The following is a 12,849-nucleotide window of genomic DNA, read 5'->3' as shown; positions in this document are numbered from 1 at the left end:
TGGTCTCCGGTGGGAGAGCCCCGGGGCCGGCGGGGGAAACCGGTGATCGGAACAGTTACATGTATCGATCTAAGAGTCAACGGGGTGTCACATGGTGCGCGGAGCGAGCTTCGGTGCGATGGGGGTCGAGGCGTCCGAGGCGCGGCCCATTCCGGCACATCCGCCCGGCGGCCCACCCCCGCGCGCTCAACCCCGGCGCAGCACCGCCAGGAACATCGCGTCGGTGCCGTGCCGCTGCGGCCACAGCTGCACGGTCGGCCCGTCCCCCAGACCGGGCATCCCGGCGGGCAGCAGCGGACGGGCGTCGACGAAATCGACCGGGAAGCCGCACCGCCGGGCCGCCTCGGTGACCGTCACGTGCGTCTCCACCGTGTGCGGCGAACAGGTCACGTAGGCGACCAGGCCGCCCGGCCGGACCGCCCGCAGCGCCGCGGTGAGCAGCTCCCGCTGCAACCGGGTCAGCGGCGGCAGGTCGGCCGGCTGGCGCCGCCAGCGCGACTCCGGCCGGCGGCGCAGCGAGCCGAGCCCGGTGCACGGCGCGTCGACCAGCACCCGGTCGAAGTGCGCCTCGGGCAGCTTCGGGTCGGCGCCGACCGTGCGCCCGTCGGTGTGCAGCACGGTGACCGGGAGCCCCCGGGTGGCCTGGGCGACCAGCCGGGCCCGGTGCTCGGCCACCTCGACGGCGGTGAGCCGGGCGCCGCGCTCCGCGGCCAGGGCGCCGAGCAGGCCGGCCTTGCCGCCCGGACCGGCGCAGAGGTCGAGCCAGCGGCCGTCCGGCCCGTCCAGCGGGGCCACCGCGAGGGCGTTCGCCACCAACTGGGAACCCTCGTCCTGGACGTGCGCGCGCCCGTCGGCCACCGCCGCCAGCTCGCCCGGCGCCCCGCCGGAGAGATAGACCGCGTACGGCGAGAAGGCGCCCGGAGCGCCGCCGACCTCGTCGGCCAGCGCCACCGGGTCGGCCAGCCCGGGCCGGGCGCACAGGTGCACCGGCGGCCGCTCGTTGTCCTCGATGAGCAGGCGGGCGGTCTCCCGCAGGTCGCCGCCGAGCGCCTCGGCGAAGGCCCGGACGATCCACTGCGGGTGGCTGTACGCCAGCGACAGGTGCCCGATCGGGTCGGTCTCCTCGGCCGGGGCGAGCTTGGCCACCCAGCCGTCGAGGTCCCGGCCGGCCACCTCGCGGAGCACCGCGTTGGCGAAGCCGGTGGCGCCGGGACCCACCGACCGGACCAGGTCCACGGTGGACGAGACGGCCGCGTGCGCCGGCACCCGGGTGTGCAGGAGCTGGTACGACCCGAGCCGCAGCGCGTCCCGCACCGGCGGGTCGATCCGCGCCACGTCCCGACCGGCCGCGTCGGTGACGATCGCGTCCAGCGTGCCGGTGTGCCGCAGCGTGCCGTAGGTCAGCTCGGTGGCGAAGGCGGCGTCCCGGCCGGTCAGCCCCTCCTCGCGTAGCAGCGCCGGCAGCACGAGGTTGGCGTACGCGTCGTCCCGGTGCACCGCCGCGATGGCCTGGTACGCGACCTGCCGGGGCAGGTCCACCACCGGCCGGGCCGGCCGGCGCGGCCCGCCGCGCCGGTCCGCGCCGAAGCGCCCCTCGCGCGGCGGCCCGTCGCCCCGGCGCCCGCCGCGCTCGGCTCCGCCCCGGTCGCGGGACCGGTCGCCGCCGGTGAACCGTCCGGCGTCGCCCGCGCGGCCGCCACGCGCCCCGCCCCCGGCGGAACGCTCATCGCGCGGCCCGGACGGGCCGGTCACGCGAACACCTCGCCCGCCGCGACCCGGGCGCCGCGCGCCCAGTCGCTGGCCGACATCGCCTTCTTGCCGGCCGCCCGGACCTCGCCGAGCTGGACCGGGGTGGTCGCCGTGCCGGCCAGCACCCGGGACTTCTCCACCAGCAGCTCACCGGGCTTCAGCTCGGGGCCGTTCGCCACGGGGGTGACCGGGCCGAGCTTCACCCGGTCGTCCCGGAAGGTGGTCCACGGGCCGGGGGCCGGGGTGCAGGCGCGGATCCGCCGGTCGACCGCGAAGGCCGGATCGGCCCAGCGCACCCGGGCGTCCTCGACGGTGAGCTTCGGCGCCAGGGAGACCCCGTCGGCGGGCTGCGGCTCGGCCCGGGCGGTGCCGGCGGCGAGCGCGTCGAGCACCGCCACGAGCAGTCCCGCGCCGGAGTGGGCAAGCCGCTCCAGCAGATCGCCGGAGGTGTCGGTGGGGCGGACCTCGTCGGTCACCGTGCCGTACACCGGGCCGGTGTCCAGCCCCTCCTCCAACTGGAAGACGCTGGCCCCGGTCAGCTCGTCGCCGTGCAGCACGGCGTGCTGCACGGGTGCCGCGCCCCGCCACGCCGGCAGCAGCGAGAAGTGCAGGTTGATCCAGCCGTGCCGGGGGATCTCCAGCGCCACCGGCGGGACCAGGGCGCCGTACGCGACGACCGGCACGCAGTCCGGGGCCAGCGCCCGGAGCCGGTCGAGGAACTCCGGCTCGCGCGGGCGGGCCGGGGTGAGCACCTCGACGCCGTGCGCGTCGGCCCAGGCGCCGACGGGCGAGCGGACCAGGCCGCGGCCCCGGCCGGCGGGCGCGTCGGGGCGGGTCACCACGGCCAGCAGCTCGTGGCCGGCCGCGGCGATGGCGGCCAGGGCGGGCACGGCGACGGCCGGGGTGCCGGCGAAGACCAGGCGCATCCGGGTCACCGCCCCAGACCGAACGGGTTGCCGGCGGCGTGCGGACTGAGCTTGACCGTGGGCGGCGCGGCCGGGTCGTACCACTCGGCCTGGCGGATCGCCTTCATGGCCTCCTTGCGGCCGGCCGGGTCGAGCCGGTCCACGAAGAGCACCCCGTCGAGGTGGTCGGTCTCGTGCTGCACGCAGCGGGCCATCAGGCCGGTGCCGACGATCTGCAGCGGGTCACCGTAGCCGTTGAAGCCCTTGGCGATGACGTTCTGCCGGCGCTTGGTGTCGAAATAGAGCCCGGGGATGGACAGGCAGCCCTCCGGGCCGTCCTGCTCCTCCTCGTCGGGGAACTCCAGCACCGGGTTGACCAGGTGACCGAGGACGTCGTCCACGTCGAAGGTGAACACCCGCAGGCCCACCCCGAGCTGCGGCGCGGCCAGCCCGGCACCGCTCTGCTCGCGCATCGTGTCGGTCAGGTCGGCGATCAGCTTGCGCAGCTCGGCGTCGAAGTCGACCACCGGGTCGGCCGGCGTGCGCAGCACCGGATCGCCGAACAGACGGATGGGCTGGACGGTCACGCGGGGTGGCTCCTTCACTGGGACGGGTGGTGCCGTCCCAGTCTACGGAGTCGCTCCCGCCGCGCCGGCCGGCGTACCGCGATCGGCGCCCGCCCCGGCCGGGTCGCCGACCGTGACCGGCAGGGTGGCGTACCCGCGCAGGGTGAGCCGGACCCGCCGTTCGGGCGTTCCGGCCAGGGCCAGGCCGGGCAGCCGGCGCAGCAGCAGCGGGAAGGCCACCTGGGCCTCCAGGCGGGCCAGCGCCGCGCCCAGGCAGTAGTGCGGGCCGGCACCGAAGGAGAGCGGGTGCGGCTGCGGGCGCCACGGGTCGAAGCGCGCCGGCTCCGGATAGCGGCGCGGGTCCCGGTTCGCCGCGCCGAGCATCACGATCAGCCAGCTGACGGCCGGCAGGTCGAGCCCGCCGTGCCGGCTCGGTGCGGTGCTCATCCGGGAGGTGAGCTGCACCGGGGAGTCGTAGCGCAGCAGCTCCTCGACGTAGGCGGGGGCGAACTCGGGATGCGCGCGCAACGCCGCCGCCTCCCGTGGGTGCTCCAGGAGCACGACCAGGCCGTTGCCCAGCAGGTTGGTGGTGGTCTCGAAACCGGCCACCAGCAGCACGATCAGGTTGGCCAGCAGCTCGTCGGCGCTGAGCCGGGCGCCGTCGGCGCCGGCCCGCGTCCGGTCCGCCGCGGCCGGATCCGGGCCGTCGTGCGCCTGCACGAGCGCGGAGGTCAGGTCGTCGCCCGGGGCGCGCCGGCGGGCCCGGACCAGCTCGGTGAAGTAGTCGCGCAGCTCGACGGCGCCCCGGTCGGCGACGGCCAGCTCCTCCGGAGTGGTCTCCGGCTCGAGGACGCCGGTGAGGTCGGCGGCCCAGCGCCGGAACAGCGGCCGGTCGGCCGCCGGCACCCCGAGCAGCGCGCAGATCACCCCGACCGGCAGCGGATAGGCGAAGCCCGCCATGAAGTCCACCGGCGCGCCGTCGCGGCCGGCGGCCAGCATGCCGTCGACCAGCTCGTCGGCCTGGGCCTCGATCACGTCGCGCATCGCGTTGATCCGGCGCGGGGTGAAGGCGCCGGCCGCCAGCCGGCGCATCCGGCTGTGGTCCGGCGGGTTGGTACGCAGCATCGACCGGGAGATCGACAGCACCGCCGGGCTCTCCCGCCAGCCGGGCATGAACTGGTCGCGCAGGTCGTCGTCCATCACCCCGAAGCGGGCGTCGCGCAGGATCTCGTCGGCCTCCGCGTACCCGGTCACCAGGTAGAAGACCGGGCCGGCCTGGACCACCGGCCCGTGCGCGCGCAGCTGCTCGTACGTCGGGTAGGGGTCGACCCGCCCGGCCGGGGACATCAGCAGCGCGAGGGCGTCGGCAGGATCCACGGTCGGCCTCCCCAGGCATCGGAGACCTTCATCATGCCCCGGATGCGCCGGATCCGGGGAACCCCCGGCCGGCGCTCAGGCCCCGGCGCCCGGCTCCCCGGCCAGCACCGCGTCCCCGCCGAGCAGCGCGTGCTCGGGCAGCGGCAGCTGGATGCCGTGCGCGGCCTCCCAGTCGTGGATCAGGCTGGGCCGGGCCTGTTCGGTGAAGTAGTCGACCGCGCCCAGCCCGCCGACGACCGGCTCGTCCACCTCGGCGACCAGCCGGGCCGGGACCATCGGGAAGCCGCTGCGCAGCGCGGCGCTGAGCCGGCGGTGCCCGTCGACCACGAAGAAGTACTCCCCCGTGTAGCCGATGGTCAGCGGCTCCAGCGCCTCGTCGCCGGCCTCAGCCACGTCGCCGACGTACTCCGAGTCCCACAGGCCCCGCAGGGTGGTGATCTCCTCGGTGGGGTAGATCCGGGCCGGGTCGAGCAGCAGCAGCGGGTGCCCGTCGCGGAGCACGTCGGCGCCGAGCCGGCCCTCGTAGACGTCGATGACGTGCTGGATCACCTGTTCCGGGGTGGCCCGGGTGGTGTCGCAGATCAGGTCGTAGTTGCGCAGCCGGGCCTTGTCGACGCCGTACCGGACGATGAACCGGTTGCGCTCGCTCTCGCTGCGCTCGCGCAGCTTGGCCCGGGCCTCCTCCAGCGAGGTGTAGCTCTCGGCCGGGCCGGACGGGCGGGCCAGCACCCGGCGGGCCGCCTCGGTCGGCTCGGTGATCATGTGCACCTTGAGCGCGTCGGTGAAGAAGTGCCAGGCCAGCCGGGAGTCCATCACCAGGCGCTCCCCGGAGGCGGCGATGTCCCGCTGGAGCTGGTCGACGTACCCGTCGACGGCCTGGTCCAGCTCGGCGTGCAGGTTGAGCTGCAGGGCGGTCATCTGCCGCTCCTGGGCCATCTGCCGGTAGAGGTCGCCGACGCTGACCCGGCGCATGTTCAACCGCTTGGCGATCTCCACCGAGACGGTGCTCTTGCCGCTGCCGAGGTCACCGTTGAAAACGATCGATTGACGAACGGTCACGACTGGTCCATTCCTGATCACCGGCTGGTTGACATCATCGATTTCGCGTCCGCCCCGACGCCCCGTCGCTCCGTACGCCCCGGCATGACGGGCGATGCTATCACGCGGTTGCTACCCATTTGCCGCCCGAGGTGTGCGACAAACCGCTGCTCACGAGCGTTCGTGGCGGGCCGGGTGCGGCAGCTCAGGTGCCGGGTCGGGGCTCAGAACAGGGTCAGCGGGTCGACCTGGAGCCGGACCGGGTCGGCGGCCTTGCGGGCGCTGCGCTGCCCGGCGGCGGTGTGCAGCGCACCGGCGAGCGCGCCCGCCCGGGCCCGCGGTACCCGGACCAGCATCCGCTCCCGCCCCTCCTCGGCCGGCACCGGGCCGAGCACCTCGGCGCCGTCCGGCAGCCGGACCCCGGCCAGCAGGTCCGCCACGGCGGCGGGCGGGCCGGTGAGGCTGGCCATCCGCACCGCCGGCGGGAAGCCCAGCTCCCGCCGCTCGGCCAGCTCGCGGGCCGCGAACCAGGGGGCGTCCCAGCGCAGCAGCGCCTGCACCGGGGCGAGGGCCCCATCGGCCACCACCACCACCCGGCCACCCGCCGGCCCCGGCCGGGCCAGCGCCGCCGCCGCCAGCCAGCGCCGCAGCGCCTCCTCCCCCGCCCGCAGGTCGGCCCGGGTGAGCAGGGCCCACGAGTCGAGCAGCAGCACCGCGCCGTACCCGCCGTCGGCGACCGGTTCGGCACCCGGGGTGGCGATCACCAGCCCGGCGCCGCCGGGCACCGTGGCGAGCACCTCCTCCCGGCCCGAGGTCCGCACCGGCACGCCGGGAAAGGCCCGGCCCAGCTCCTCGGCGGTCCGCCGGGCGCCGGTCACCGCGGCCCGCAGCCGCCGCCCGCCGCACTCCGGACAGGTGTACGCGGCGGCGACCCGCCCGCACCAGCGGCAGGCCGGCGCGCCGTCGGCGGCGGGCAGGGCGAGCGGGCCCGCGCAGTGCGGGCAGCGGGCCGGGGTACGGCAGTCCGCGCAGGCCACCGAGGGCAGGTAGCCGCGGCGGGGCACCTGCACCAGCACCGGCAGGTCGGCGCGGAGCGCGTCCCGGGCGGCGGTCCAGGCCAGGCTGGGCAGCCGCGCGGAGGCGGCGCCCGGGTCGCGGGCCAGTTGCGGGTCGTCCCCGGTCGGCGTGATGACCGGCACCCGGGCCCGCAGGGTGGCCCGGTCGGCCACCACCGCACGGGCCCAGCCGGTCTCGGTCAGCAGCTGCGCCTCGGCGGTGCGGGCGTACCCGCCGACCAGGGCGGCCGCGTCGGCGAGCTGGGCCCGGGTGAGCAGCACCTCCCGGGCGTGCGGGTACGGCGCCCGGGGCTCGGCGTGCAGGTCGTCGCCGTCGTCCCAGATGGCGACCAGGCCGAGCCGGTCGACGGGGGCGAACATGGCCGCCCGGGTGCCGACCACCACGGGCACGTCCCCCCGCAGCGCGGCCAGGAAGGCCCGGTACCGGCGGGCCGGACCGAGCGCGGCGGAGAGGCAGACGTGCCGCCCGGGGCCGAGGACGCCGGTGAGCGCCGCGTCGACGCGGTCCAGGTCGCGGGCGTCGGCCACCACGACCAGCGCGCCCCGGCCGCCGGCCACGGTGGCGGCCACCGCGTCGGCATAGCGGGCGGCCCAGTCCTCGCCGGGCAGCGCCGACCAGACGGCGCGGGGCGCCCGGCCGGTGCTGAGCGCGCGCAGGAACGCCGGCCCGGCCGGGTAGTCCCGCCAGCCGCGCGGATCGACCTCGGCCGGCGCGGGCGGATCGACCGGCCGCGCACCGGGGTCCGTCGTCGGCGCAGCGGTCGTCGGCGCGGTCGGGCCGGGGGCCGGCACGGTCGGATCAAGGGCCGGCACGGTCGGGCCGGCGGCCGGCACGGTCGGATCAAGGGCCGGCGCGGCCGGATCGGCGGCCGTCGGCGCGGCGGCGGTCGGCGCGGTTGGGCCGGCGCTGGTCGGTGCGGCCGGGTCCGGGGTGGGAGCGGCGGCCGTGATCAGGTCCTTCTCGACCCGGGCGTGCCGGGGCGGGACGGCGAGCCGGAGCACGTCGGCGAGGCTGCCGGCGTACCGGTCGGCGACCGCCCGGGCCAGCCGGGCCACCTCCGGCGCCAGCACCGGGACCGGGGAGACCACCTTCTCCAGGTACGCCAGCCGGGGATGGTCGGACGCGGCCACCCGCTCCAACAGCCAGCCGTCGACGAGCTGGCCGGCGAAGCGCACCTTCACCCGCACCCCGGGCCGGGCCGCCGCGTCCAGCTCGGCGGGGACCAGGTAGTCGAAGGGGCGGTCGAGGTGGGCCAGGGGCAGGTCCACGCAGACACGAGCGACCGGCGACCCGTCAGCGGGTCGCCGGTCGGTGCGCCTGGTGGCGGTCAGGCTCCCGCGGCCGACTTGAGGTCGGCGGCCCGGTCGGTGCTCTCCCAGGTCAGGTCCGGCAGCTCCCGGCCGAAGTGGCCGTACGCGGCGGTCTGGCGGTAGATCGGGCGGAGCAGGTTGAGGTCCCGGATGATCGCGGCGGGGCGCAGGTCGAACACCTCGGCGACGGCCTTCTCGATCGAGGCGACCGGCACGGTCTCGGTGCCGAAGGTCTCGATGAAGAGGCTCACCGGGTGGGCCTTGCCGATCGCGTACGCGACCTGCGCCTCGCAGCGCTCGGCGAGGCCGGCGGCGACCACATTCTTGGCCACCCAGCGCATCGCGTACGCCGCGGAGCGGTCCACCTTCGACGGGTCCTTGCCGGAGAAGGCGCCGCCGCCGTGCCGGGCGTACCCGCCGTAGGTGTCGACGATGATCTTGCGGCCGGTGAGCCCGGCATCGCCCATCGGGCCGCCGATTTCGAACCGCCCGGTCGGGTTGACCAGCAGCCGGTAACCCTCGGTGTCCAGGCCGAGGCCCTCCAGCTCCGGGGTGATGACGTGCTCGCGGATGTCCGGGGTGAGCAGCGACTCCAGCGAGATGTCGGCGGCGTGCTGGCTGGAGACCACGACGGTGTTGAGGCGGACCGGGCGCAGCCCGTCGTACTCGATGGTCACCTGGGTCTTGCCGTCCGGCCGCAGGTAGGGCACGCTGCCGTCCTTGCGGACCGCGGCCAGCCGCCGGGCCAGCCGGTGCGCCAGCGCGATCGGCAGCGGCATCAGCTCGGGCGTCTCGGAGCAGGCGAAGCCGAACATCATGCCCTGGTCGCCGGCGCCCTGCGCGTCCAGCGCGCTCTCCGACGAGCCGGTACGCAGCTCGAACGCGTTGTCCACGCCCTGCGCGATGTCCGGCGACTGGGCGCCGATGGAGACGCTCACGCCGCAGGACGCGCCGTCGAAGCCCTTCTTCGACGAGTCGTACCCGATCTCCAGGATGGTCTCCCGGACGATGGTCGGGATGTCGGCGTAGGCCTTGGTGGTCACCTCGCCGGCGACGTGCACCTGGCCGGTGGTGATCAGGGTCTCGACCGCGACGCGGCTGTGCGGGTCCTTCGCGAGCAGAGCGTCGAGAATGCCGTCACTGATCTGGTCGGCGATCTTGTCCGGGTGGCCCTCCGTGACCGATTCGGACGTGAAAAGACGTGTCACGGCACTCCTAAGCATGTGAAGACTTTTAAAGGTCGCTCGGCGGCAGTTTAGTCACCGTGCTCCCAGGGTGGCTTGAGGAACGGGAGAGTGACCAACTCTCAGGACCGGGCCGGCAGCCGGGTCACCACGAGGTCCCAGACGGCGTCGGCCAGATCCTCCTTGGGCTGCTCGGGCAGCCGGTGCACGGCACCGTCCGCCCCGATCACGGTGGCCGCGTTGGTCTCCGCGCCGAAGACTTTGTCCACGCCGACCTCGTTGATCACGATCAGGTCCGCCCGCTTGCGGGCCAGCTTGGCCCGGCCGTTCGCCTCGGCGTCCCCGGTCTCCGCGGCGAAGACCACCAGCAGTTGCTCGGGCCGGCGGCCGGCGCCCAGCTCGGCGGCGATGTCCGGGTTGGTCACCAGCGCGAGGGTGGGCGCGCTGCCGTCGTCCGACTTCTTGATCTTGCCCGGGGCGTAGCTGGCCGGGCGGAAGTCGGCGGGGGCGGCGGCCATCACCACGACGTCCGCGTCGGCGGCCGCCGCCAGCGTCGCGCTGCGCAGCTCGGCGGTGCTGCCGACCCGGACCAGGTCCGCGCCGGCCGGGTCGGCCAGCGCCACGTTGGCCGAGACCAGGGTGACCCGGGCGCCCCTGGCCACCGCGGCGCGGGCGAACGCGTACCCCTGCTTGCCGGAGGAGCGGTTGCCGAGGAAGCGGACCGGGTCGAGGGGCTCACGGGTGCCGCCGGCGGTGACCACCACGTGCCGGCCGGCCAGGTCCGCCGGGGCGGCGACGCCCCGGGCCAGGGCCCGGCGGGCCACCGCGAAGATCTCCGCCGGGTCGGGCAGCCGGCCCTTGCCGGTGTCGACCCCGGTGAGCCGCCCCACCGCCGGCTCGATCACCCGCACGCCCCGGGACCGCAGGGTCGCCACGTTGGCGGCGGTGGCCGGGTGCTCCCACATCTCGGTGTGCATGGCCGGGGCGAGCAGCACCGGGCAGCGGGCGGTCAGCAGGGTGTTGGTGAGCAGGTCGTCGGCGAGGCCGTGGGCGGCCTTGGCGAGCAGGTCGGCGGTCGCCGGGGCGACCACGACCAGGTCGGCGTGCTGGCCGAGGCGCACGTGCGGCACCTCGTGCACGTCGGACCAGACGTCGTCGGCCACCGGTTGGCCGGAGAGCGCGGCCCAGGTCGGCGCCCCGACGAAGCGGAGCGCCGACGCGGTCGGCACGACCCGGACCCGGTGGCCCGACTCGGTGAAGAGCCGCAGCAGCTCACACGCCTTGTAGGCGGCGATGCCGCCACCGACCCCGAGGACGATCTCGGCGGCCATCGGCGCGGGCGGGCGTTACGGCTGGTCGGTCGGCTCGGCGGTGAGCAGACCCGCGTTGATCTCGCGCATGGCGATGGAGAGCGGCTTCTCCTGGGGGGTGGTCTCCACCAGCGGGCCCACGTACTCCAGCAGGCCCTCACCGAGCTGGCTGTAGTAGGCGTTGACCTGGCGGGCGCGCTTCGCGGCGAAGATCACCAGCGCGTACTTCGAGGTCGTCTTCTCGAGGAGCTCGTCGATCGGCGGGTTGGTGATGCCCTCGGGGTTGGTGGCGATGGATCCCACGAATAAACCTCTGCGTCTGTCTGCACCGCCCGCAAGCGGGTGGCTCTCAACCGCTCGGGCGCGGCTGGGCCGGAGCCAGGAAGGAAGAACCGAGCAAGCCTACCAGCTCCTCGACCACGCGCTCGGTCCGGTCGTGCCACACGGCGTGTGCCACGGCGGCCGAAACGGCCGGGTCGGGACGGTACGACGGCGGGGCGAGCAGCACCAGCTGCGCGTCCGGCAGCACGGCCCGGACGGCGAGCGCGCCGGGCAGGTCCAGCGGGAGCAGCACCGGCCGGCCCTCGGCGAGCCGGTCTCGGATGCCCGCCCGCGGCACGCCGTGCCGGTACGGGCCGATCCGGCACCACTCCAGCAGCTCGTCCGCGGCGATCATCCGGTCGAAGGCGGCCGGGTCGAGGAAGAGCCGGTCGATCCCGGGCAGCTCGCCCGGGGCGGGCGCCCGGGTGGTGGCGGGCACCGGCCGCCACACGGACGGGAGACGCGCCCGGACCTGCTCGACGACACTGCCCCGACCGGCACCCGAAGGTCCAGTCAGGACAGTGAGCCGAGCCGCCGGGCGCGCCTCGTCATCCGTGCTCACCGCTTGTTTCTACACGCCCGCGGCGCTCAGTTGGCGGCGAACTCTCCAAGCAGAGCCTTGCGCTGCTGCTCGCCCAGGCCACGCAGGCGACGGCTGTCGGCGATCTTGAGCTTCTCCATGATCTGGGTGGCCCGGATCTTGCCGATGCCCGGCATCGCCTGCAGCACGGCCGACACCTTGAGCTTGCCGACGACGTCGTCGGACTCGGCCTGCTCGAGGACGGTGGCGAGGCTGGTCTTGCCCTGCTTGAGGTCCTCCTTCAGCTTGGCGCGGGCCTTGCGGATCTCCGCGGCCTTCTCCAGCGCGGCAGCGCGCTGCTCGGGGGTCAGTGACGGGAGCGGCACCAGTTCTCCTCAGGTCCCTAGTGCGGCGGGCGGGGCGCACCGCCGCTGCTGTGAAACGTGGTGACGCTGGCAACCAAAGGGGTCCGTGGTTCCCAGCGCGGGGAAAACTAGCGGTCAGCGGAGTTTTCGGCAACGTGGGCGCGCGAGATCAACAGAAAGTGACCGAGTCGTCAGTCAGTCAGGACCCGGCCAGGGCGGCCCGGCACTGGGCCAGCACGCGGTCCGCCGCGGCCCGCAGTCCGGCCACGTCCGGGCCGGCGTGCAGGACCTCCCGGGAGTACGAGGGCAGCACCGCCGGCAGGCCGGCGCCGAAGACGGTACGCAGGTCGGCGGCCGTGGCGCCCTGCGCGCCGAGCCCCGGGGCGAGCAGCGGGCCGTGCACCGCGGACAGGTCGTGGCCGGTCTCGCCGATCGTCGCGCCGACCACGAGCCCGAAGCTGCCGAGCGGATCGGCACCCCGGTTGAGCTGGGAAATCTCGTCGATCACGGTCTGCGCCACGGTGCGTCCGTCGGCGGTTACCGCGCGCTGCACCGCCGCCCCCTCGGGATTGGAGGTCAGCGCCAGGACGAACACGCCCCCGCCGTGCGCGGCGGCCAGGTCGAACATCGGGGCCAGCGCGCCGACCCCGAGGTAGGGGCTGGCGGTCACCGCATCGACATACAGCGGGCTGGATGGATCGAGGTACGCCGACGCGTACGCGCTGACCGTCGAGCCGATGTCGCCGCGCTTGACGTCGAGGAGAACGAGTGAGCCACAATCTCGCAACTGTCGGATAGTTGACTCAAGGATTCCCACTCCTCGCGCGCCGAACCGCTCGAAGAACGCCGACTGCGGCTTGACCACGGCGACCCGGTCGCCGAGCGCCTCCACCACGGTCCCGCAGAACCGCTCCAGGCCCGCCACGTCGTCGGTCAGCCCCCACCGGGTCAGCAGCCCCGGATGCGGGTCGATGCCCACGCAGAGCGGTCCCCGCTCGGCCACGGCCCGGTGCACGCGGGCGCCGAAGCTCTCCATCGTCAACCTCCCTCTCCCGCGGCCTGCGCCGCGCGTGCCCGCGACGGGGTTCCCCGTCGCCGGTCGTCCTCCCGCCGGCCCCCATGGGACG

At 75.4% G+C, this 12,849-nt stretch carries 12 protein-coding genes; all 12 read right to left on the bottom strand.

Going from position 1 to position 12,849, the window contains the following annotated elements; translation table 11 throughout:
* Positions 1-186 precede the first annotated feature (186 nt).
* Positions 187-1,752, bottom strand: a complete 1,566-nt coding sequence (locus tag LQ51_RS10760; RefSeq protein ID WP_046564653.1) for an RsmB/NOP family class I SAM-dependent RNA methyltransferase — start codon at positions 1,750-1,752, stop codon at positions 187-189.
* The gene (fmt, locus tag LQ51_RS10755; protein ID WP_046564817.1) at positions 1,749-2,675 is read right to left on the bottom strand and encodes a methionyl-tRNA formyltransferase; all 927 of its coding nucleotides are present in this window, start codon (positions 2,673-2,675) and stop codon (positions 1,749-1,751) included. Before fmt ends, LQ51_RS10760 begins: the two co-directional genes overlap by 4 nt.
* A gap of 5 nt (positions 2,676-2,680) precedes the next feature.
* Positions 2,681-3,241, bottom strand: a complete 561-nt coding sequence (gene def, locus LQ51_RS10750; RefSeq protein WP_046564652.1) for a peptide deformylase — start codon at positions 3,239-3,241, stop codon at positions 2,681-2,683.
* A 42-nt stretch (positions 3,242-3,283) separates the two neighbouring features.
* Positions 3,284-4,567 carry a cytochrome P450 gene (locus LQ51_RS10745; RefSeq protein WP_369799836.1) on the bottom strand — a complete coding sequence of 428 codons (1,284 nt, stop codon included), beginning with the start codon at positions 4,565-4,567 and terminating at the stop codon, positions 3,284-3,286.
* Between the two features lie 105 nt (positions 4,568-4,672).
* Positions 4,673-5,656 carry an AAA family ATPase gene (locus LQ51_RS10740; protein ID WP_046564648.1) on the bottom strand — a complete coding sequence of 328 codons (984 nt, stop codon included), beginning with the start codon at positions 5,654-5,656 and terminating at the stop codon, positions 4,673-4,675.
* A gap of 203 nt (positions 5,657-5,859) precedes the next feature.
* Positions 5,860-7,980: a primosomal protein N' gene (locus LQ51_RS10735; protein WP_046564644.1), complete on the bottom strand. Its 2,121-nt coding sequence runs from the start codon at positions 7,978-7,980 to the stop codon at positions 5,860-5,862.
* 59 nt (positions 7,981-8,039) lie between these two features.
* Positions 8,040-9,245, bottom strand: coding sequence for a methionine adenosyltransferase (gene metK / locus LQ51_RS10730; RefSeq protein ID WP_046564643.1), 1,206 nt, complete (start codon positions 9,243-9,245; stop codon positions 8,040-8,042).
* 83 nt (positions 9,246-9,328) lie between these two features.
* Positions 9,329-10,537, bottom strand: coding sequence for a bifunctional phosphopantothenoylcysteine decarboxylase/phosphopantothenate--cysteine ligase CoaBC (gene coaBC, locus LQ51_RS10725; protein WP_046564641.1), 1,209 nt, complete (start codon positions 10,535-10,537; stop codon positions 9,329-9,331).
* A gap of 15 nt (positions 10,538-10,552) precedes the next feature.
* Positions 10,553-10,819 carry a DNA-directed RNA polymerase subunit omega gene (gene rpoZ, locus LQ51_RS10720; protein WP_013285517.1) on the bottom strand — a complete coding sequence of 89 codons (267 nt, stop codon included), beginning with the start codon at positions 10,817-10,819 and terminating at the stop codon, positions 10,553-10,555.
* A 46-nt stretch (positions 10,820-10,865) separates the two neighbouring features.
* Positions 10,866-11,399 (bottom strand): guanylate kinase, encoded by a 534-nt coding sequence (locus tag LQ51_RS10715; protein WP_046564637.1) that lies wholly within the window; start codon positions 11,397-11,399, stop codon positions 10,866-10,868.
* A gap of 26 nt (positions 11,400-11,425) precedes the next feature.
* Entirely contained in the window at positions 11,426-11,743 is a 318-nt protein-coding gene (gene mihF, locus LQ51_RS10710) for an integration host factor, actinobacterial type (RefSeq protein ID WP_046564635.1), read from the bottom strand.
* A gap of 178 nt (positions 11,744-11,921) precedes the next feature.
* Positions 11,922-12,758 carry an orotidine-5'-phosphate decarboxylase gene (gene pyrF, locus LQ51_RS10705; RefSeq protein WP_046564633.1) on the bottom strand — a complete coding sequence of 279 codons (837 nt, stop codon included), beginning with the start codon at positions 12,756-12,758 and terminating at the stop codon, positions 11,922-11,924.
* Positions 12,759-12,849: the final 91 nt, after the last annotated feature.

It is taken from the genome of Micromonospora sp. HK10, from assembly GCF_000982955.1.
In the GTDB taxonomy this organism is placed as follows: Bacteria; Actinomycetota; Actinomycetes; order Mycobacteriales; family Micromonosporaceae; genus Micromonospora.
This window is presented reverse-complemented; position numbering and strand designations above follow the sequence as displayed.

Coding starts and splice junctions, on each gene's coding strand:
- pyrF (WP_046564633.1), bottom strand. CDS start 12,758: ATGGAGAGCTTCGGCGCCCGCGTGCACCGGGCCGTGGCCGAGCGGGGA.
- coaBC (WP_046564641.1), bottom strand. CDS start 10,537: ATGGCCGCCGAGATCGTCCTCGGGGTCGGTGGCGGCATCGCCGCCTAC.
- LQ51_RS10745 (WP_369799836.1), bottom strand. CDS start 4,567: ATGTCCCCGGCCGGGCGGGTCGACCCCTACCCGACGTACGAGCAGCTG.
- fmt (WP_046564817.1), bottom strand. CDS start 2,675: ATGCGCCTGGTCTTCGCCGGCACCCCGGCCGTCGCCGTGCCCGCCCTG.
- metK (WP_046564643.1), bottom strand. CDS start 9,245: ATGCTTAGGAGTGCCGTGACACGTCTTTTCACGTCCGAATCGGTCACG.